At 58.6% G+C, this 19,769-nt stretch carries 16 protein-coding genes and 2 pseudogenes; 9 read left to right on the forward strand and 9 right to left on the reverse strand.

Annotation, left to right across the window (positions count from 1 at the left end):
• Nucleotides 1–96 precede the first annotated feature (96 nt).
• Nucleotides 97–1,284, forward strand: coding sequence for a benzoate/H(+) symporter BenE family transporter (locus JN403_RS21130; RefSeq protein ID WP_205484122.1), 1,188 nt, complete (start codon nt 97–99; stop codon nt 1,282–1,284).
• Between the two features lie 415 nt (nt 1,285–1,699).
• On the opposite strand, the pseudogene JN403_RS21135 reads toward JN403_RS21130, so the two are convergent.
• Both JN403_RS21135 and JN403_RS21140 read right to left on the reverse strand, forming a co-directional pair.
• Nucleotides 1,700–3,669 (reverse strand): annotated as a pseudogene (locus tag JN403_RS21135) (methyl-accepting chemotaxis protein).
• 165 nt (nt 3,670–3,834) lie between these two features.
• Complete coding sequence (locus JN403_RS21140; RefSeq protein ID WP_205484123.1) at nt 3,835–4,764, reverse strand: LD-carboxypeptidase; 930 nt, start codon at nt 4,762–4,764, stop codon at nt 3,835–3,837.
• 550 nt (nt 4,765–5,314) lie between these two features.
• On the opposite strand from JN403_RS21140, the gene JN403_RS21145 reads away from it, so the two are divergent.
• The 4 genes from JN403_RS21145 (at nt 5,315) to JN403_RS21160 (ending at nt 9,943) form a co-directional block, all read left to right on the forward strand.
• Nucleotides 5,315–5,926 carry a hypothetical protein gene (locus tag JN403_RS21145; protein WP_205484124.1) on the forward strand — a complete coding sequence of 204 codons (612 nt, stop codon included), beginning with the start codon at nt 5,315–5,317 and terminating at the stop codon, nt 5,924–5,926.
• Between the two features lie 74 nt (nt 5,927–6,000).
• Nucleotides 6,001–6,336: a hypothetical protein gene (locus JN403_RS21150; protein ID WP_205484125.1), complete on the forward strand. Its 336-nt coding sequence runs from the start codon at nt 6,001–6,003 to the stop codon at nt 6,334–6,336.
• A gap of 183 nt (nt 6,337–6,519) precedes the next feature.
• A complete protein-coding gene (locus JN403_RS21155; protein WP_205484126.1) occupies nt 6,520–7,494 on the forward strand; it encodes a hypothetical protein in 975 nt (324 codons plus the stop codon).
• Nucleotides 7,495–8,491: 997 nt separating this feature from the next.
• Nucleotides 8,492–9,943, forward strand: a complete 1,452-nt coding sequence (locus JN403_RS21160; RefSeq protein WP_205484127.1) for a hypothetical protein — start codon at nt 8,492–8,494, stop codon at nt 9,941–9,943.
• An 84-nt stretch (nt 9,944–10,027) separates the two neighbouring features.
• Here the strand turns inward: JN403_RS21160 and JN403_RS21165 are convergent, their stop codons facing one another.
• From JN403_RS21165 to JN403_RS25690, 4 genes and pseudogenes are all read right to left on the reverse strand, one after another.
• Nucleotides 10,028–10,480, reverse strand: a complete 453-nt coding sequence (locus tag JN403_RS21165) for a GNAT family N-acetyltransferase (RefSeq protein WP_205484128.1) — start codon at nt 10,478–10,480, stop codon at nt 10,028–10,030.
• An 84-nt stretch (nt 10,481–10,564) separates the two neighbouring features.
• On the reverse strand, nt 10,565–11,002 hold the full coding sequence (locus tag JN403_RS25680) for an enhanced serine sensitivity protein SseB C-terminal domain-containing protein (protein ID WP_240356712.1): 438 nt from the start codon (nt 11,000–11,002) through the stop codon (nt 10,565–10,567).
• A gap of 42 nt (nt 11,003–11,044) precedes the next feature.
• A pseudogene (locus tag JN403_RS25685) lies at nt 11,045–11,122 on the reverse strand (hypothetical protein); the annotation flags it as partial.
• Nucleotides 11,123–11,127: 5 nt separating this feature from the next.
• A complete protein-coding gene (locus tag JN403_RS25690; protein ID WP_240356715.1) occupies nt 11,128–11,541 on the reverse strand; it encodes an SseB family protein in 414 nt (137 codons plus the stop codon).
• Nucleotides 11,542–11,624: 83 nt separating this feature from the next.
• Here JN403_RS25690 and JN403_RS21175 point away from each other — a divergent pair, with 83 nt between their 5' ends.
• The gene (locus JN403_RS21175; RefSeq protein ID WP_205484129.1) at nt 11,625–13,826 is read left to right on the forward strand and encodes a TonB-dependent siderophore receptor; all 2,202 of its coding nucleotides are present in this window, start codon (nt 11,625–11,627) and stop codon (nt 13,824–13,826) included.
• Between the two features lie 197 nt (nt 13,827–14,023).
• Here the strand turns inward: JN403_RS21175 and JN403_RS21180 are convergent, their stop codons facing one another.
• The 3 genes from JN403_RS21180 to JN403_RS21190 all read right to left on the reverse strand — a co-directional run bounded on the left by JN403_RS21180 (nt 14,024) and on the right by JN403_RS21190 (nt 16,348).
• The gene (locus JN403_RS21180; protein ID WP_205484130.1) at nt 14,024–14,251 is read right to left on the reverse strand and encodes a hypothetical protein; all 228 of its coding nucleotides are present in this window, start codon (nt 14,249–14,251) and stop codon (nt 14,024–14,026) included.
• Nucleotides 14,248–15,495, reverse strand: a complete 1,248-nt coding sequence (locus tag JN403_RS21185; protein WP_205484131.1) for a mechanosensitive ion channel family protein — start codon at nt 15,493–15,495, stop codon at nt 14,248–14,250. The genes JN403_RS21180 and JN403_RS21185 overlap by 4 nt, the downstream gene beginning before the upstream one ends.
• Nucleotides 15,496–15,586: 91 nt before the next feature.
• Nucleotides 15,587–16,348 carry an SDR family oxidoreductase gene (locus JN403_RS21190; RefSeq protein WP_074892538.1) on the reverse strand — a complete coding sequence of 254 codons (762 nt, stop codon included), beginning with the start codon at nt 16,346–16,348 and terminating at the stop codon, nt 15,587–15,589.
• A 251-nt stretch (nt 16,349–16,599) separates the two neighbouring features.
• Between JN403_RS21190 and JN403_RS21195 the strand changes: the two genes are divergently transcribed.
• From JN403_RS21195 to JN403_RS21205, 3 genes are all read left to right on the forward strand, one after another.
• Nucleotides 16,600–17,604, forward strand: a complete 1,005-nt coding sequence (locus tag JN403_RS21195; RefSeq protein WP_205484132.1) for an NADP-dependent oxidoreductase — start codon at nt 16,600–16,602, stop codon at nt 17,602–17,604.
• Nucleotides 17,605–17,740: 136 nt separating this feature from the next.
• Entirely contained in the window at nt 17,741–19,084 is a 1,344-nt protein-coding gene (gene pssA / locus JN403_RS21200) for a CDP-diacylglycerol--serine O-phosphatidyltransferase (protein WP_205484133.1), read from the forward strand.
• A gap of 5 nt (nt 19,085–19,089) precedes the next feature.
• Nucleotides 19,090–19,746 (forward strand): TetR/AcrR family transcriptional regulator, encoded by a 657-nt coding sequence (locus JN403_RS21205; protein ID WP_205484134.1) that lies wholly within the window; start codon nt 19,090–19,092, stop codon nt 19,744–19,746.
• Nucleotides 19,747–19,769 lie beyond the last annotated feature (23 nt).

Genomic DNA, 19,769 nt, shown 5'->3' on the forward strand with positions numbered 1-19,769 from the left:
GCCGACCATTGCGCCGATGGCTGTATTGCAACGGGGCATGACCACTGCGTATAGGCTGGCGGTTCTGTTCAACCGTTGCGCCAAGGATAGACCCGCATGACTGACGTGCCCCTCGCGCCATTGCGACCGCTGACCGACTCCTCGCCCTCCGCCATCGTCGCCGGCTTCATCGCGATGATGACCGGCGTCACCAGTTCGCTGGTGCTGATGTTTCAGGCCGGTCAGGCCGCCGGGCTGACCTCGGCGCAGATTTCCTCGTGGATCTGGGCGCTGTTCATGGGCATGGCGGTGTGCAGCATCGGCCTGTCGCTGCGCTATCGCTCGCCGATCACCGTGGCGTGGTCGACGCCGGGCGCGGCGTTGCTGATCACCAGCCTGGGCGGCGTCGCCTACCCCGAAGCCATCGGCGCATTCATCACTTGCGCGGCGCTGGTGATTATTTGTGGGGTCACCGGCAGCTTCGAACGGCTGGTCAAGCGCCTGCCGACATCACTGGCAGCGGCCCTGCTGGCGGGGATTCTGTTCAAGATCGGCAGCGAAATCTTCGTCGCCGCGCAACACCGCACCGGCCTGGTGCTGGGCATGTTCTTCAGTTACCTGATCGTCAAACGTTACTCGCCGCGCTACGCCGTGCTGGTGACGTTGTTGGTCGGTGTCGCGCTGTCGGGCATGCTCGGCCTGCTGAATTTCAGCGGCTTCGCCCTGGAAGTGGCGATGCCGGTCTGGACCACGCCTTCGTTCTCCATCGCGGCGACCGTCAGCATTGGCATTCCGCTGTTCGTCGTCGCCATGACCTCGCAGAACATGCCGGGCGTCGCGGTCCTGCGCGCGGATGGCTATCAGGTGCCCGCCTCGCCCCTGATTACCGCCACCGGGATCATCTCGCTCATCACCGCGCCCTTTGGCGCTCACGGCATCAACCTCGCGGCCATCAGTGCCGCCATCTGCACCGGTCCCCACGCCCACGAAGACCGAGACAAGCGCTACACGGCGGCGATCTGGTGCGGGATTTTCTACGCCATCGCGGGGGTGTTCGGCGCAACGCTGGCGGCACTGTTCGCGGCGTTTCCCAGGGAACTGGTGCTGTCGATTGCTGCTCTGGCGCTGTTCGGCTCAATCATCAATGGCCTGACCGTGGCCATGAACGAACCGAAGGAACGCGAAGCGGCGCTGATCACCTTCATGGTCACAGCGTCAGGCCTGACGCTGTTTTCCATCGGTTCGGCGTTCTGGGGGATTGTTGCGGGTGTTTTGACGCTGCTGATTCTCAACTACCGCAAATGATTGATCGCGGCGTTCCACTCTTCTGCAGGAGCGCGCTTGCCCGCTATTCGCGGTGAGTCGGGCGATATCGAGTGCAGCAGGCAGATCCCATTCGCGGGCAAACGCGCGCTCGTCAAACCTACCAACGCCGCCGATGTATCTGGCGACCTACGGATTGTGGGAGCGAGCTTGCTCGCGAAAAGGCCGGGACATGCGCTGAGTCTTCAGTGGCTGAAATGCCGTCTTCGCGAGCAAGCTCGCTCTCACAGGAATTGTGTTTGCAGCGCCACAGCGCGGCTGTATGAACGATGGAGATCATCTCCAGGTTGCACGTTGGAGACCGGGTTCGAGGGTGGACCTCAGCGACGACTGAACTGCAAATGCGCGGGATCATGTTTCGGTCGAGTTGGCGGAGGGCGGCTTGCCAAGCCCCGGCTCATAACCTGAAATGCCCCACCATGCCTTTCAATTCCATGCCCAGCGACGCCAGTTCGATGCTGGAAGCCGCGTTGCCCTGCATTGCCAGCGCGGACTGATCGGCACTGGCGCGGATGCTGGTGACGCTGCGGTTGATCTCTTCCGCCACAGAGCTCTGCTCTTCCGCCGCAGCGGCAATCTGCTGGTTCATCTGCTGAATCATCGACACGGCCGCGGCGATGCTGCCCAGCGCGCTCTCGGTCTGCAGCGCATCGCTTACCGCCAGTTTGACCAGCTCGCCGCTGCTCTGAATCTGCGCCACTGACGCCTGGGCGCCGCTTTGCAGCCGGCTGACCAGGCGCTCGATTTCCTCCGTAGACTGTTGCGTGCGTTTGGCCAGCGCGCGGACTTCATCGGCCACCACCGCAAAGCCCCTGCCCTGCTCCCCGCCCGTGCCGCTTCGATGGCGGCGTTCAGTGCCAGCAGATTGGTCTGCTCGGCGACGCTTTTGATCACGCCGAGCACGGTGCCGATGTTCTGGATTTCCGCGCTCAGGTTCTCGATCGAATCGCTGGCAGAACGGGACGACGACGCCAGTTGCTCAATCCGCTGCATGCTCTGGCGCACCACGGCCTGGCCCGAGTCGACCTTGGTGTCGGCGGTCTGCGCCGCGAGCGCCGCCTCTTCCGCATTGCGTGCGACATCGTGAACGGTGGCGGTCATCTGGTTCATCGCCGTCGCCACCTGCTCGGTCTCTTCCTTCTGGCTGCTGACTTCCAGATTGGTCTGCTCGGTCACCGCCGACAGTGAATGGGCGGACGTCGCCAACTGCTCAATGCCCGCCTGCAGGCCGCTGACGATGGTGCTCAACCCCGCGCCCATTTGCTGCATCGCTTGCATCAACTGGCCGATTTCGTCCTTGCGCGTGATATTCACGGTGCGACTCAGGTCCCCGGCCGCAATCCGCTGGGCCGTGGCAATCACACTGCGCAGCGGCGCGACGATCAGGCGCGTCATCACCAGCGCCGCGATCAGACCGACCACCAGCGCCAACACGGACGAGCCGATGATCATCATCGAGTTGGCCTGCAACTCGCTCTGCATCGACTGGCCTTCGGCGTCGTAGGCCTGATTGACCTGCTGCACCACGGCTTTGGCGTTGCTCGCCAGTTGCTGCGAGACCTTCGCTTCCGACTCCAGCAGCCCGGTGTATTCGTTGAGTTTTTCGCTGAAGTTGCTGATGTGCCCGCCCACCTCGGTCAACACCGTGAGGTAACCGGCGTCCTTGATTACGCCCTTGAGCTGCTCGGCCAGTTCCTGCGCCTGCACCGCCTGCTCGATCTTGCCGGTCTTGACCTCCTCGCCCGAGCCGGTCTTGCGGCTCTTGTCGAGGCGCACCCGGGCCTCGTCCATGGCCTGCATCATCAGTTTCGAAACCTGGCTGACCTGACCGGCCTGCTCGATTAACTCGGCACCCTGCTGCCCCTGGGAATCCTTCAGCGTGTAGGCACCGTCGTCGGCCAGCCCCGCCTGCAACACGTCGAGGTTATTGGCGACGCTGGACACCGACCAACTGGCCATCTCCAGCGCCAGGTCCTTGCTCTGACTGATGCTGACGAACTCGTCGAAGGAAGCGCGATAGGCCGCCAGTGCCTGCTGCACCTGGCCCATTACCTGCTCGTTGATCGGCGCGCCCGCCTTGAGCTGCTCCGCCTGGGCATTCAGGCCGTCGAGCCCGGCGTGAACCTGATCGACCACCTTCGGATCGCCGTGCAAAGCGTAATCCTGCTCCAGCAGCCGCACGCGATTCACATCGCTGTTGAGTGCGGTCATCGCCTTAAGGCTGTCGAAATGCGCACTGATCGAGCGCAACGACCAGACCCCGATGGCCGCGACCAGCGCCGTCAACAGCAGCACCAGCACGAACCCGATGCCCAGCTTCTTGGCCATCCCCAGATTGGCGAAACGCGTCTTCACGGCAGACATCATCAGTTTCCGCTCCACAGCTTGAGGGCGCACATGGCAAGGCCATCCGCGCGCGGCCAGTCAATATCCGTGGAGATTCGCAATGCCCAAGGGGCAAAACAAGGTGCTGGCGCCTGAATGATGGCAAATAGCTAGAGCGAGGTCGCTTACAGAACGGTGATCGTCGTACTAGCGCGTGGCCGGGGCCACCGTCAGGGTGCCAGCCTCGGTGTCGAGCACCGCACGAGTGCCCAACGCCACCGCCAGATTACGATCGCCGTGGCCGATGGACAGACCGCCCAAGACCGGAATGCCCAGATCGCCCAGACGCTCGATCAAGACATCGGGCGGCCGGATTGGGTTATTGCCGTGACCCGGCTCGCTGAACTGACCCAACGCGATACCGCCGAGCCGTTGCAGAATCCCGCAATTGAGTAGATGAGTGATATTGCGGTCAACCCGATACGCCAGCTCGCCGACGTCTTCGAGCAGCAGGATCGCGCCTTCCAGGTCGGGCATGAACGGCGTGCCGATGCAGGTACTCAGCATGCTTAAGTTGCCGCCAAGCAAGACGCCCTCCACTGTCCCCGATGTACGCACGGTAAAGGTGGGTTCGGCCGGGTCCGCATGGATGACGGAAGGCTCGGTGCTCATTAATGCGTGCTTGAGCGTGCTGGCGAAAATGCCGCCCTTCTCCAGCTGCGCGGCGACCGGGCCGTGAACCGTGGCGAGGCCTGCGTGGATCCAGAGTGCGGCGTGCAAGGCGGTGATGTCCGAGAAACCGACCACCAGTTTCGGGTCGCGGCGCACGGCGTCGTAGTCGAGTTGCCCGAGGATGCGTTGAACGCCGTAGCCGCCACGGTTGCACAGCACGGCGCGGATTTCGGGGTCGGCCAAGGCGTCGTTGAGGTCGGAAATGCGATCGGCGTCGGTGCCTGCCAGGAAGCCGATGTTGTCCAGCGCGTGGGGGTAAACGCGGGGGCGTAATCCCCAGGACGTGAGTTCACGTACCGCTGCTTCTACCCGAGCTTCGGCGACTGGGCCTGCTGGGGAAACCAGCGCTACGGCGTCGCCGGCGCGAAGGACTTTGGGGTGGAGGGTTGGGCGGGAGGCAGGCATTGTTGGGGGCTCGGCGGGTGTTTGGTGATGGTGCAATGTAGAGCAGTGGGGGAGTGAATCCAGTGGAGGGTGCTGATATACCATTTAGGCCGCGCCGGGGATGTGGTTGCGAACTGATGTATGTGTTGTGATAAGTGTTGAGGTGTCTAGCCGTTGCGGCGTGAATCGGAAATTCGCATCACTTGTTGCGGGATGTGGGGTCGCTGACGCAGTACACATGCGTTGGCCCCGGCTGACAACAGCGCACAATAGTACCGGACATATGCTTGGCTAAATTTGGGAGCGGCCGCTTCGTGATCATTTTGAATGGCAGCGATTGGCCAGAAGAGATTTTTACTGTAGAGCAATGCCAGTCTTGAGCATAGACATACTGCCAATGACTCAGTAACATCCTTTAAGAGGTGGTCGCATTATCATCTGCGCGCTCCGCGTTTATTACGCTGGAATCAATTAGCTGAGGGGTGCTACGGATTGACCTGAAATTGTAAACGTCATACTTATCGCCACCTATATCTGTCTAACTGCATCACTAACGCGGAAATAACGAATCATGGGAAGAGACGTTACCCTGTACCCTAAGAACGCATCCAGAAAGGAACTTAGTGAATATTTAGAGAATCTCGGCTTTGTGAGGTGCAGCCATTTCTGGGATTGGCCAAAGGGAACTTTGAATTATTCGTGGTTCGAAAGTAATGAATTTAGGTCTATCGATGGTGTTTCTGCCGACGTATACCCGATATCGACTAAAGAAAGAAAAATCACAGCAAATGGCTGGGCACTGCATGTACGAAATTTATACAGTGCAAGCTGGCACGATGTCGCAATGCTTAACGAAGTTCTTAGGGGCGCAAGAAAACGGTTTGGCGGAACAATAAAGGGAGATTATGGAACCAATAGATATGCGCCACTCTGGGAAGACACGAGCACTCCAACAAGCAGAGGAATATCCGGAATATATCAACATATAACCCAGCAAATATCTTCAGTAAAATACGCACTGCCGCTCCCGTCGATAACCTCCTTCAAAAAAGCCGGCAATGCGATTGACGAGCTCACTGAACTCGCAAACAGTATGGACCCTAGCCGGATAGTTTATAACGGATTAGTGCCATTTGCAGTAGCCATGTTTGAATATTTTTTTCGCAGGCCTTTCAAGTCCTAATTGCTTACGACAAGCAAGCCTTAGAAAAGCGCGAAACCCACAAGGCAAAGATTGATTTTAACACGATGCTAAACGTGCAAAAAAACAAACAAAGCATCGAAAGCATCATAGCCGAAAGCTACACCTTTCAGAATCTAGATCAGCTGAACAAGGCATACAAAGAATGGCTAAATATTGATGTGAGAAATATCTTTTTTAAAAAGAAGCGTATTGGACAATCAATAACATTTCTAGAAAACAGAATTTCAGAAATAATCCAATACCGTCACGGCATTGTCCATCACTTTGCAATAGACAGGAGCCTAACCCGAGAGGCCTACATTGACATCTTAGACGCAATCTCATTAGCTATCGAAGAATTCATTTCCCATATAGAAGACAAGTACAAAATGAAAATTCAGAAAATGTAGCTTCTATGGTATTGATAACTACTATCCACTTCGTTCGCTCTGGCGCAAAAAAATAAATCCGCCCCCCTTTCTGAGCCCTATTTTAAAATGGCTGGAGCACCCCAGTGCAGGTCCAGTCTTTGAAGACACCGCGCTTTGATCAATCAACCACTGTTTAGGTCAAAATTTTAGTAGGAATTAGACATGGCACCTGAAGACATTGAGCTGATTCGGAAGTCAGCGCAGCAAGCACTTGGAATAATTAAGGCTGCCGATGGCAACACGAGAGCTGACAAGCATTTTTTGTTCAACCGCAAACAGGTAATTACGAGGCGAAAACTACCGCCATACTATTTAGTGTATTTCTTGATGGTGGATTTATTGAGATTCAAAGATCTTGGCCGTTTTGAAAAAATAGATTGGTCCATTCCTATCGATTTTAATGGTATTGCGTTTCTGCTTGAGCATGGAAAGTTTGGGCTTGGTGTTTACGCTCATGATCCTGAAGGCGAAGGTGCTGCGGCAGAAGAAATTGCGACCCGCGTCCAAAAAGCGGTAAAGATAGCGACTCCGTTTTTTGACCATCTTGCCCGTCAGGCTATGGAACTCTCCGAAGTAAACGTAGTTAATAATAGTATTCCGCTTTACTGCCGATTTGAGTTCATGAGCAAAGCTTACAAATCTAAGTGCGCTGAATTGGCTGCAGAGAGCGAGCTGCACGCCTTAAAAGCTAAGCAGAAACATTTACCATTGGGCGTGTGGGTTTTAGGAGGTGCGTATTCAAACCTCAAGCAAGAGGCGGGTTGGTTAGCGATTTCCGCTATCGAGTCATTTTTCAGCTGGACTGAGCACGTACTGGTACATGTAGCAATATTAACTGGCGGTGTCACGACAGCGCATGAAATCGCGGATCTTGCAGCGGCGGATTGGCCAAGAAAGTTCAGAGCCGTGTTCGATATAAAAAGTATAGAAGAAAAATCCCTGTTTGATAGTGCGCTTTGCTTGCGGCAAGAGCTCAGAAATTATGTAGCTCATGGCGCATTTGGAAAAGGCGGCGAAGCTTTCTCATTCCATTCCTCGGCGGGTGCCGTTCCAGTGTTGTTGCCAAAAAAAATGGAAGTAAGAAATTTTCTCTGGGTAGCAACTTGGATTTCGATTATGAATTGGCGTTTGGGGTAGTCGATAAGTTCATTACACTCCTTTGGTCAGGGGTAAGATCCCCGGCACAGCTGTATATTCAAGAAAGCAGCCTGCCAACAATTGTGACATTTTGCACAGATGGAACTTACGCCCGTGCTATGACCTCGCTGGAGGAGATGGAGAGCTTGGTTGAGTATCTTTCAAACATGACTGATCAAGCGGCAAACATGGATTGGTAGGGGCCGCTAGTATCATAAATCGCTTGATTTTTAGATCAGTTGGCTTCACCGCGACACGCGTAACAGTAGGCTGATTATCAGATCGGGCGTTCCGGCGCTCTAATAATCGTCACTCATTCAGGGGTTGCTTCCCACCTTTAAAAATTAGCGCTCTGGCGTCTGTTCCGAGCAAGACCCGATAAGGGCCGGGTTCATTAATCTAAATAATAAAGCTGCCCCCTTACTTGAAAAGGAAGACGGACCAGTTATGTACGGAGCGGTACTGACCGACCACTCGTAATCTTCCTCTGCCGTCCTAGACTGCCTTCCGTAAACGCACCCACGCGTTATTACCGCTGATCGCGCTGCGTACATGTTCGCCCTCATCGACAGAAAATCGTCATCACCCTGAAACACAAACGTCAAATACCGCCGTTGCGACCGGAACCGGAATAGCCCGCTCGGCCACACACCCTCTGGAAAACCATCCTTGATAGCAGTGCTGTCTTGCTGCATCCCTAGAACCAGAGAGGACCTCACCATGCGCGTGTCTGGCCAGCAACCCCCGTTCCCTCCCCCTCCATCGAACTTCAGCAACGGTCAAATTCAACGGCTGCCACCGGCCACGCGTCCGTGGGCCAAGGTCATCCCCAATCCGCTGAGGTAAGCGCAGCGGCGCTGACCCAAGCCCGTGAGATGAAGCATTTGCTCACGACCTACGTGACCAGTCAGTTTCAGCCCTACAAAGATCGCCTGGATCCGGAATCGGGGCACCGGGGGAGATCGATCGAATCATAGAGAGCCGGGTCAACAAGCTGATGGAGGAGAACATCTCGTTCCAGGAGCTTGGAACGTTGATGGAAAAAGCCAAGAATATGGACCGCAACGCTTCAATGGTGTCGGGTACGGCGGGCGGCGCACCGTTCGCGGTGGCGTCGTCGCTTCAGGCGGCCATTCCCGTGATCACGGGAATCGGGGCGAACATACCAAACCCGGTGGCAAAGGCAGCGGCCCTGGGGACGATTTCGCTCGCGGCGGCATCAGCGATGGATCAGGTCGGCGGCGCTTCCATTAAAAAACTTCGAGAAGACGCGTACTACCTGCATGCGCCCGCGGACAAACTGCATGATTCGTTGAATGCCGCGCTGGAGACTATCGATACCACCGCGAACCTGGCCATCCAGAACGCCAAGGAGGCGCAGACGTTCACGATGCGAAACGCACTAAGGACGGTTGTCAGCCCGGTGGTGGCGGCGATCAATCCGAAGGCCGAGCCCATTGTGGACACAGCCATTGCCATTGCGGGTGGGCTCGCGGCAGGGACCGGCACCGGGTACCTCGCCAACAGTCGGCGCACCGAACAAGGCACCAGTGGCCCCGCGCTCCTGCTGGGACGAAGAGATGCCGAGGCCAAAGAGGATCTGAGTCAGGAAACCGAATGGATCGACACGTTGAAGGCACTGCGGGACGCGAAAACCATCCGTACGCCGCTCGCCAATGGAGTGGGACGTCTGGCCGACGCCGGCCGCACCCTGGTATCCGATCCGCTCGGAGCGGTGTCGAGAACCGCTAAAGCCACTTTCACCCCTTCCGGCGCCGCCAATGTCAGCACGCTGACCGCTGGCTTCACCGCACTGGAAGCCGGTAAAGGCGCTGCGGTCAACGCCTTGAGCGCGCAGCACCCCGCGCTGAGTTCCTTTGCAAAACACGCCATCAATACGGCAGGCGGCTCGCTCGTGTTCGGCAGCAACGCTGCTGGTGTGGCAGTCGGGGACAAGCTGGTTGACGACTTCAAGTCGCGACGCAAGACAACGGCGGAAACCACGGCAGGCGCTACCGAGACCGCTCAATCCGTGCATGAAGACCCGGCCGACGCTCCGGGTGAACCTCCCGCCGACGAGGCAACCCGCACCAGTAGACCGTCCAGTCAACGGTCCCAGCGGGCGGCGTCTGATTCGGGCTCTCTTCCACGAACCAGCCTGACCGGCAACCGGATCACGAATGCGGAGAACCCGGCGCCCTCCTCTACCAAGTCTCCAGCAGGCAGTGTTCGGGCAAGCCTCAAGGGTGAGCAGGCGCAACCCACGATCAGCGGCGGCCCTTCTAGCGAAGCAGCGCGGCCTGGGTCGAGGTCTTCGGCGGCACCTGCCCCGCTCCAGGTTCAAACCACAGTGCCGGTGGATGACTCCTCGGATGACGACGCCAGCTTCCACACTGCGACGTCGGATAACGAATCCGTCTACCACACTCCGCCGCAAAGCCCGGTTTGAGAGAGTCGGACGATAAGGAATAAACCTGCGCCATTGAGACAGGAAGACGGCTGCACTCATCAGTCTTGGCCAACCGTGCTTGAGTCAGGTATTGCTCAAGCACATGGCGTGGGTAGCATGAATAGTTTCATGATCTGTTCGCGTGAAGCCACACTTCAGATAAAAAGCGTCGCCTTCAGCGGTATCCGTGAAAAGGCCCACGCTCTGAAAGCGCAGAGCGGCATATACAATTAGTGCCTTCACTAGCGTCTGTCCCACATGGTGCCGCCTTGATGAAGCGCTGACATAAACCCGTCGCAACCGTGCCATGCTCTTTGCGGCATATGGATCAACTGAAAGGCCTCCGATGCCCACTAGTTGCTGGTTTAAATACGCGGCCATAAGACATTCGCCGGGGGCATCGAAGCGATTTGCTCCGGAGTTCCACTCGTCAATCAGGCGAGTCATAAACCGGAAGCCTTCTCCGACCGCCTCTTTCTCTAGCGCCTGAATCTCCGGGGGCAGATGGGTGATGAGTTGAATGTTGACCTGGCTCATGCACCTTCCTTGATTGGGAGGAGACCTAGTTGGCGCTCACAAAGGTATTTCGAGTCCATCGCTATCAGCAGCGTTTAGTCTTCATCACGCTTTACCGAAACCAAGCAATGACCGCAGCCAGCCTGCCGACTTCCTTTCATAGAAAGGCGTTGTTTCCTTAAGGAAGTAATCGCTAAGGCCCTCCCCACCTTCGGTCACGCGATAGAGGTCAACGGGTTCGCCATCCGGCGCGGTATCTCCGGCAACGTTACCGGCTTCGCGCATGACCCGTTCAAAATCTCCGTCCGCTTCAATACCAATGATCAGATGGGGCTTTTGATCAACCGATGGGTCATGCATCAACGCCAAAAATGCACGTTTAACGTTGCGATGTTTGGCGAGTAGCTGCGTGAGCGAGTTGACCATGCTGGACGGGTATTGCGACGGCTGTCCGAGCAGCACGTTCGTGTCTTTTTCGACCGTGCGCTGCGCTGGCTTTTGGCCGATCCCGTCGGAGAGCAGATGGCGCACTTCCTCCGGCAAAAACTCTTTCCCGTAAGGGGACTTCGGGTTGAGGAAGAGAGGCGCGCCCAGTGTGATTTCAAACAGCGATCTGGCCGGGATTTCGACGTAGGACTCTTCGCTGTCTATGGATCCTTGCAGTGTTTTTAAAGAAGAAAAAAAGGGATGACAGGTGAGCCGTCAGCCTTCTGCCAACTCGCGATGCTGATGTTGCTACCCGCCTCGAGCGTGACATGACCTTTGCCAGTCCCGGCAGTGCCAAGCACGTAGACAACTGAGTTCAGCAGCGTGTTGAAAAACTCAGGTCGATGGGCCGGCTCATCGGCCGCCAGCCTGAGTGACTGTTCGAGGGCGTTTTCTTGCTGGTTGTTCATGATTTCCATCCATGGCTCCATCAAAACAGGCAAAAAATGAGTGCACAGCGCGCGTAGTTTTCCACGGGACTGTGAAAACAGGAAGGACAGCAGGCTCTGCTGATGGCAGCGCCTTGCATTCAACTTCGTCAGGCGTTTCACACGATGTGAAAAATGTGTCGTCAGTGGCAACAAACTCAAAAGCACTCTGATATCATTCTCACCTGCGAATACTTCGCATTGCCAGGGAGGCGTCAATCCATTCTGATCACCTTGCTGGGTAGCCCTTAATGTTCCTTTCGCATCCGTTTCGCCCCACCCTGCTTGCGCTTTGCTGCTCTGCGAGCTTCATCGCCAATGCTGCCGATTCGGCGGTTGAGCTCGGCGCTACTGACATAAACGCGGATGCCGTCAAGGCCAATTCCAACACGCTGCCTGAGGTCTACGCAGGTGGTCAGGTCGCTCGTGGCGGGCAGATGGGTGTTCTGGGTAATCAGGACAACATGAACGTCCCCTTCACCATGACCAGCTATACCTCCCAGCTTATCGAGGATCAGCAGGCTGAAGATGTGGGAGACGTACTCCTCAACGACCCGTCGGTGCGCCAGTCTTACGGCTTCGGTAATCAGTCGCAGATATTCGTGATCCGCGGTCTGCCGTTGGCAGGCGACGATATCTCCTACGGCGGTCTGTACGGCGTCCTTCCGCGGCAAATTCTCTCCACGGACGCGATTGAGCGGGTGGAAGTATTCAAAGGTCCCAACGCGTTTATCAACGGCGTGAGCCCCACCGGTACGGGCTTGGGTGGCAGCGTGAATTTGCAGCCCAAGCGTGCTGAAGACGTGCCGACTCGCCGTTACACCCAAGACATCAGTTCTGACGGCCGCGTAGGTGAGCATCTGGACCTTGGCCAACGCTTCGGCGAGGGCAATCGATTCGGAGCGCGAGTCAACCTTAGCCAACGCGAAGGCGACACTGCGATTGATGACGAAAACCAGCGCACCAAGTTGTTCGTCGCTGGACTCGATTACCGGGGTGACAACTTTCGCGTCTCTACCGACTTTGGCTACCAGAAACAGCGCATCAACGGTTTACGAAACACCGTGCAATTGGGCAATACGACAAAAATCCCGACCGCCCCTGACGCCAGCCACAACTACGGCCAGGACTGGACCAATGCCGAGACCGAAGACACGTTCGGCATGATGCGTGGCGACTGGGACCTGGATGAAAACTGGACTGCCTACCTTGCAGGGGGCGCCAAGCATACGCGTGAAACGGGCGTATACGGCACGCCAACCCTCGTAGGTAATAACGGCGTTGCCACTGTCGGCGGCTCCGAGATCCCGCACAATGAGGACAACACCAGCTTTGCAGCGGGGCTTAACGGTCATGTTCAAACCGGGCCGGTGAGTCATCAGATCGCGATCGGCGCCTCTACCCTCTGGACCCAGCAAGAGAACGCCTACACCTTCTACCGCCCGGTCACCGGGAATACCAATATCTACACCACACCTGATCTGCCCAAGCCAACGGCGGTCTCCAGCACTGGCGGCGATATGGGCGATCCGGGCGTCACCGGCAAAACCCGCAACCGAAGCCTGGCCGTTTCCGACACCGTTGGCTTGTTCGACGACAGTTTGCTGCTGACCTATGGCGTACGCCGTCAGCAGCTGCGCGTAGAGAACTACTCGTACGACGGCACCACTTCCAACGGAGCGGCTAACGCGGCCAATGACGGCAGCCGTACCTCGCTTTACGAAAAATCCATCACCACTCCGGTGTACGGCATCGTCTATAAACCGACTGACACCGTTTCCCTGTATGCAAACCGCATTGAAGGCTTGGCCAAAGGGCCGGTCGCGTCCGGTACCAACGTCACCAACCTTGGGGAAGCTTTCCCGCCTGGCCGCACCAAGCAACTGGAAGCGGGTATCAAGCTGGACATGCAATCGTTCGGCGCAAATCTCGGCGTGTTCCGAATCGAGAAGCCCAGCGATGGCTACGTCGATGCGACACAGCGCCTCTACATTCGCGACGGCGAGCAGGTGAACAAAGGCATTGAGCTGAGCGTGTTTGGTGAGCCCATCGAAGGCCTTCGCCTGATGGCAGGCGGCACGCGCATGACCTCGGAGCTGAAGAAGACCGCGGGCGGGCTCGCTGATGGCAACCATGCCATCGGGGTGCCCACCTTCCAGCTAAATGCGAGCGTCGACTGGGACGTTCCTGGCCTGGAGGGAGCTGCCCTCAGCGCCCGTATGCTTCGTACTGGAGGCCAGTATGCGGATCAGGCCAATAACCTGAGCCTTCCAACCTGGAACCGGTTCGATGCCGGCGCGCGCTACAAATTCAGGGTCGATCAAAAGGACCTGACGTTGCGCGTCAATGTGGAGAACATCACCGACAAGAACTACTGGGCCTCAGCCAACGGCGGCTATCTCAGCCAGGGCGACCCGCGTCTGGTCAAACTCTCAGGCACCATAGACTTCTAAATCAAAGCTCCCAAGGGATAGGCATCATCATTCCCTTGGGATCAAGTGGCTTTCGATGAGTCGAATTCAGGTCAGCCAGCGGACAGACCCAAGCGCCCAAGGCATAGCTCAGATCAAGCGTTCGGCAGCGTCTAAGGTACGCCTCGGAGTGTCAGTTGCCTGGGAGAGTTTTACCTCTCGACCACCCGCTCTCTTTTTCAGCGCTTCCTGTCATCAGATCCCGGGCCCCGCGTCACCTCAAACCGCCTCACATTCTTGCGCAACCAACCCAGAAACCCATTGGCATCCGCCACCACTGGCTTGGCCTCCAGCATCGCCGCCCGCGCCTTCGCCCGAAACTTGGCCAACCCCGCCAACGCCCCCATCAACTCCGGATGCTCCGCCAGCCACGGCTCCAGATCGGCCTTGTCGATCCGGTAAATCATGCAGTCGGTGTACGCACAAAAGCGCCCAAGCGTCGGTGCCCCATCAACAAACCCACTCTCACCCAGCAACTCCCCGGCCCCATGCGCCCTACTTCCAGCCATCCGTCCGGTCGTTGCAGCGACACTGAAACGACGCCGGACTCGATAAGGAAGAGCGCATCAGGCACCACGCCCTCGGCCAGCACGATGTCTTTCGCCGGATAAGCGCCCAGGCGCATGCGCTGTTCCAGCTGCGCGCGGTCGGCGTCGCTGAGCATGCGCAGCGCATTCACGGTATTCAGTACGGCAGACTGGCGGGTCGCAGGGCGTTGCTGGTCCTGGCGGGTTTCGGTGGACGCCAGTTGTCGGTGGATCAGGTCGAACAGCTGGTTGCGCACCGCTGAACTTCGGTCCCGGGATTTCACGTAGCCGGTGACCTGGTATTCGACGATGCGCAGGCCGGACTTGACCACCACTGCCGATGGCGCCGGCTGGGCCAGCAATTCGCGGCAGCCGAGCAGCGCTTTCTCCAGGGAATCCAGGACCAAGCTGGGCCGCAGGCGGGTCGACAGTTCGATGGACAGGGTGACCGAATGGAAATGGTCCGGCCGGCTGAAGTTGACGATGCGGGTCTTGGCGGCCATGGCGTTGGGGATCACCGCCATGCTGCCCTCGGAGGTCAGCAGGTGGGTGGAGCGCCAGTCGATTTCGATGACTTTGCCTTCGATGTCGTCGACGCGAATCCAGTCGTCCACCCGAAACGGCTTGGTCGCGTTGAGGACGATGCCGGAGAACACATCGCCCAGGGTGCTTTGTACGGCGAGACCCAGGATGATCGCCACGGCGCCTGAGGTCGCCAGCAAGCCTTTGACCGGCAGGTCCAGCACGTAAGCGGCCGCCGCTACGGTTGCAACAAGGAAGATGATCGCGCCCATGACGTCTTGCAGCAGATGGCCCTTGCCGCCGATGCGCGGCTCCATGACCACCACGGCGAGCACGGTCAGGGTTCGCGCGCCGTAGAGCCACCAGGCGATGGTCAGAATGGTCGCCAGCACATGTCGCGGAACGGACCAGTCGGCGGGCACCGGATACAGCGGACTCAGCCCGCCATCAAGCAGCGCCATGCTGAACAGCACAAACAGCACCAACCGGCAAACGAGCTTGCGCCGGCGCCAGCGCGGGTGCAGCCACTGCCAGAGCGTGAGGTCGATGACCAGCAGCACGGCAGCGCTGATCAGCGGATAGGCGAACCACAAATGATCCATCGACATTCCCTGGGGGTGGACAGCCCGTGGAGCTTAGCTGAATACCTCGCAGGAGCGCCGGTCTGCTGTTTCGCTGAAAGGGTCTGACCGATCAGAACGCCGTCACGCCCCCGTCCACCGCCAATGAATGCCCGGTAGTGAACGCGGCGCCGTCGCTGCAAAGGTAGAGCACGGCGGCGGCGATTTCTTCGACTTTGCCGATCCGCCCGACCGGGTGCATGGTCGCGGCAAATTCGGCCTTGCGCGGATCGGCTTCGTGGGCGCGGCGGAACATGTCGGTGTCGATCACCGCCGGACACACCGCGTTAACACGGATGTGTTTCTTGGCGTATTCGATGGCGGCCGATTTGGTCAGGCCGATCACCGCGTGCTTGGACGCGCTGTAGATGCTCATCTTCGGCGCCGCGCCCAGCCCTGCAACCGATGCGGTGTTGACGATTGCCCCGCCGCCCTGGGCCAGCATCAGCGGCAACTGGTATTTCATGCACAGCCAGACGCCTTTGACGTTGACGCCCATGATCGCGTCGAACTCGGCTTCGCTGCCTTCGGCAAGGCGGCCCTTCTCGATCTCGATGCCAGCGTTGTTGAAGGCGTAATCGACGCGGCCATAGGCGTCCACGGCCTGGGCCATCATTTGCTGCACCTGGGCGTCCTTAGTGACGTCACACGGCAGAAACAGCGCTTCGCCGCCCGCCTGACGAATCAGCTCGGCCGTGCCTTCGCCGCCCGCGCTGTCCAGATCCACCACCAGCACTTTCAGGCCGTGTTCGGCAAACGCCAGCGCGGTCGCTCGGCCAATACCCGCCGCGGCGCCGGTGACCAACGCGACCTGGCCGGAAAACGTCATGCTCATGGGATCGTCCTTTTTGTACTTATTAATTGAAGAGCTCGGCAAACGCCTGATAGGCCGCAGCTTAGCGGTCGCGACACAGTCAGCGTCAGCACTATCAAGAGGCCGGTTGCCGGGCTATTGGTGGCGATGATGATCGGAGACGAGCGCCATCATCAGCGTGGATCGGCGGGCATTCGGTGCAGTGGCAATCCTTGCTGTCCGGGCCGTTCCGGTCTATCACTGCCGCTTCGCCGATAATCGAGAGCCCTGCCATGACCGCCCTGAACAACCGCCAATTCCTCCTCGCCCGCCGCCCGGTGGGCGCCGCCAGCCGTGAAGATTTCACCTTCCAGACCGTGCCCGTTGCGGAACTCGCCGAAGGCCAGATCCTGGTGAAAAGCGAATACCTGTCCCTGGACCCGGCCATGCGCGGCTGGATGAACGAAGGCAAGTCGTACATCGCGCCGGTCGAGCTGGGTGCGGTGATGCGCGCGTTGGGTGCGGGCAAGGTCATTGAGTCGCAACACCCGAAATTCGCCGTGGGCGATTACGTTCAGGGCGTGCTCGGGGTGCAGGACTATTTCGTCGGCGAGCCCAAGGGCTTCAATAAGGTCGATCCAAAACTGGTGCCACTGCCGGTGTACTTGGCGGCGCTGGGCATGACCGGTATGTCGGCCTACTTCGCTTTGCTCGAAGTCGGCCAGCCCAAGGCCGGTGATACCGTGGTGATTTCCGGCGCCGCCGGTGCGGTGGGCAGCATCGCCGGGCAGATCGCCAAAATCAAAGGCTGCCGAGTGATCGGTATCGCTGGCGGCAAGGAAAAGTGCCAGACCCTGATCGATGAATTCGGCTTTGACGGCGCCATCGATTACAAGAACGAAGACATCCACGCGGCGCTGAAACGCGAATGCCCGAAAGGCGTGGACGTGTATTTCGATAACGTTGGCGGCGACATCCTTGATGCGGTCCTGACCCGCCTGGCGCTCAAGGCGCGGGTGGTGATCTGCGGCGCCATCAGCCAGTACAACAACAAGGAAGCCGTCAAAGGCCCGGCCAACTACCTGTCACTGCTGGTCAACCGCGCGCGCATGGAAGGTTTCGTGGTCATGGACCATGCGGAACACTTCGCCAAGGCCGGGATGGAAATGGCCGGCTGGCTGGCCCAGGGCAAGCTGAAGAGCAAAGAGCACATCGTCGAAGGCCTGGAAACTTTCCCCGAAACCCTGCAGATGCTGTTCAAGGGCGAAAACAGCGGCAAGCTGGTTCTGAAGGTTTGAGGTCAAGGCGAGACCGCAAGGGGTGAGCCGTCGCTGATAATCCGCTGAACAACTCACGGATAACGCTGCCAAAACCACCAGAGGGCGCACTCTGGTGTAAGCTCGTGCGCTGTTGATCCGACCCATCGAGAGGCTTATGCGGGCTCCCTTCCGACGTTCTACCCTTGCAGCGCTGCGCGGTTTTGAATCCTCCGGCACGGCGATCACGATTCTGCCGAGTGCAGCCGACTATCGGCAGACACTGCTGGCCAAGATTGCCGCCGCCACCCGGCGGATTTACATCGTCGCCCTGTACTTGCAGCAGGATGAAGCCGGCCAGGAAATGCTCGATGCGCTGTATGCCGCCAAGGCTGCGCGCCCGGAGCTGGACGCCGTGGTGCTGGTCGACTGGTTCCGTGCCCAACGCGGCCTGATCGGTGCCGGCAAGCAGGCCGGGAACTCGGCGTGGTATCAGGCGCAGAACCTGGAACACGATCAGGAGGTGCCGGTGTACGGCGTGCCCGTGCAAACCCGCGAGCTGTTCGGCGTGTTGCACCTCAAGGGCTGCGTCATCGACGACTGCGTGATTTACAGCGGCGCCAGCATCAATAACGTTTATCTGCACAAACTCGGCAAATACCGGCTTGATCGTTATCACCTGATCGACAGCAAAGGCCTGGCCGACTCGTTTCAGCGCCTGGTGCAGCAGGACATTCTGCCGTCCGACGCCGTGCATCGCCTCGACCTGCCCTCGCCGCCCAGCTCTCGCAGCCTGCGCGGGGAGATTCGTCAGTTCCGCCAGCACCTCAAGCGCGCCAGCTACGACGTCAACGATGGCGTGCGTGACAACGGCGAGCTGCGTGTCATTCCGCTGCTGGGCATTGGCAACAAGAACCCGCTGAGTAAAACCCTCTGTGATCTGATTGCCGCGACCGATGAGCAACTGACGCTGTGCACGCCATACTTCAACATGCCGCTGGTGGTGAAGCGCGAGATCAATCGCGCGCTGAAGCGGGGCGTTAAGGTCGACATCATCATCGGCGACAAGACCGCCAACGACTTTTTCATTTCGCCGGAGGAGCCATTCAAGGTGATCTCCGCGCTGCCGTATCTGTACGAGATCAGCCTGCGTCGCTTCATGCAGAAGCATCAGACGGCGATCGCCAAGCACCAGTTGAATATTCATCTGTGGAAAGACGGCGACAACACCTATCACCTCAAGGGCCTGTGGTCGGACGACCGCTACACCCTGCTGACCGGGAACAACCTGAACCCCCGGGCCTTTCAGCTGGACCTGGAAAACGCCGTGCTGATCGATGACCCCAAGGGCGAATGGCTGAAGCCCCGCGCGGAAGAAATCGCGCTGTTGATGCGCAATACCCATCGGGTCGGCAAGTTCGACGAGCTCGATACCCTGAGCGAATACCCGGTGGGCGTGCGCACCTTTCTGCGCCGTGTCAGCCGGGTCAGGGTCGAGCGCCTGCTCTACCGGATTCTCTGACGACCATGGGCAAAAGCACTGGCGTTCGCGCGCAACAGGCCGATCAAACCCGCGCGCGCATTCTTCAGGCGGCGATCACGGTGTTCACCCGCGACGGCTATTCCGGTGGGCGCATCGAGAAGATCTCCGCCGAAGCCGAATCCAACGACCGGATGATTTATTACTATTTCGGCAGCAAGGAGAAGCTGTTCGTCAAAGTGCTTGAGCACACCTACGAGCAGTTCAACCGCGCCGAAAGCCTGCTGTCACTGGACCCGTCGACGCCGGTACAGACGCTGCGCCAACTGGTGGCGTTCGTCTGGGACTATTACGTCAGCCACCCGGAATTCGTCGCCATCCTCAGCATCGAGAACCTGCACAAGGGCAAGCACGCGCGCCAGTCCGGGGAGCTGCGACGCCTGTCAGGCGAAGCCGTCGGCGTGCTCAGACCGATCATCGAGGCCGGTCAGGCCCAGGGTTTGTTTCGGCAGGACCTGGACATCAAGCACGTGTATTTGATGATCGCGTCGCTGTGCTACTTCTATAACTCCAACCTGCACACCCTTAGCTCGTTCCTGGGCCAGAGCATGGCCGCGGAGGAAGAGCGCACGGACTGGCTGGCGTTTATTCAGGACCTGGTGATGCGGGGTGTGGCGAAGGCCCCGCAGACGCCACAAGTCTAAATTGTGGGAGCGAGCTTGCTCGC

Source organism: Pseudomonas sp. 15A4 (assembly GCF_016925575.1).
GTDB lineage: Bacteria > Pseudomonadota > Gammaproteobacteria > Pseudomonadales > Pseudomonadaceae > Aquipseudomonas.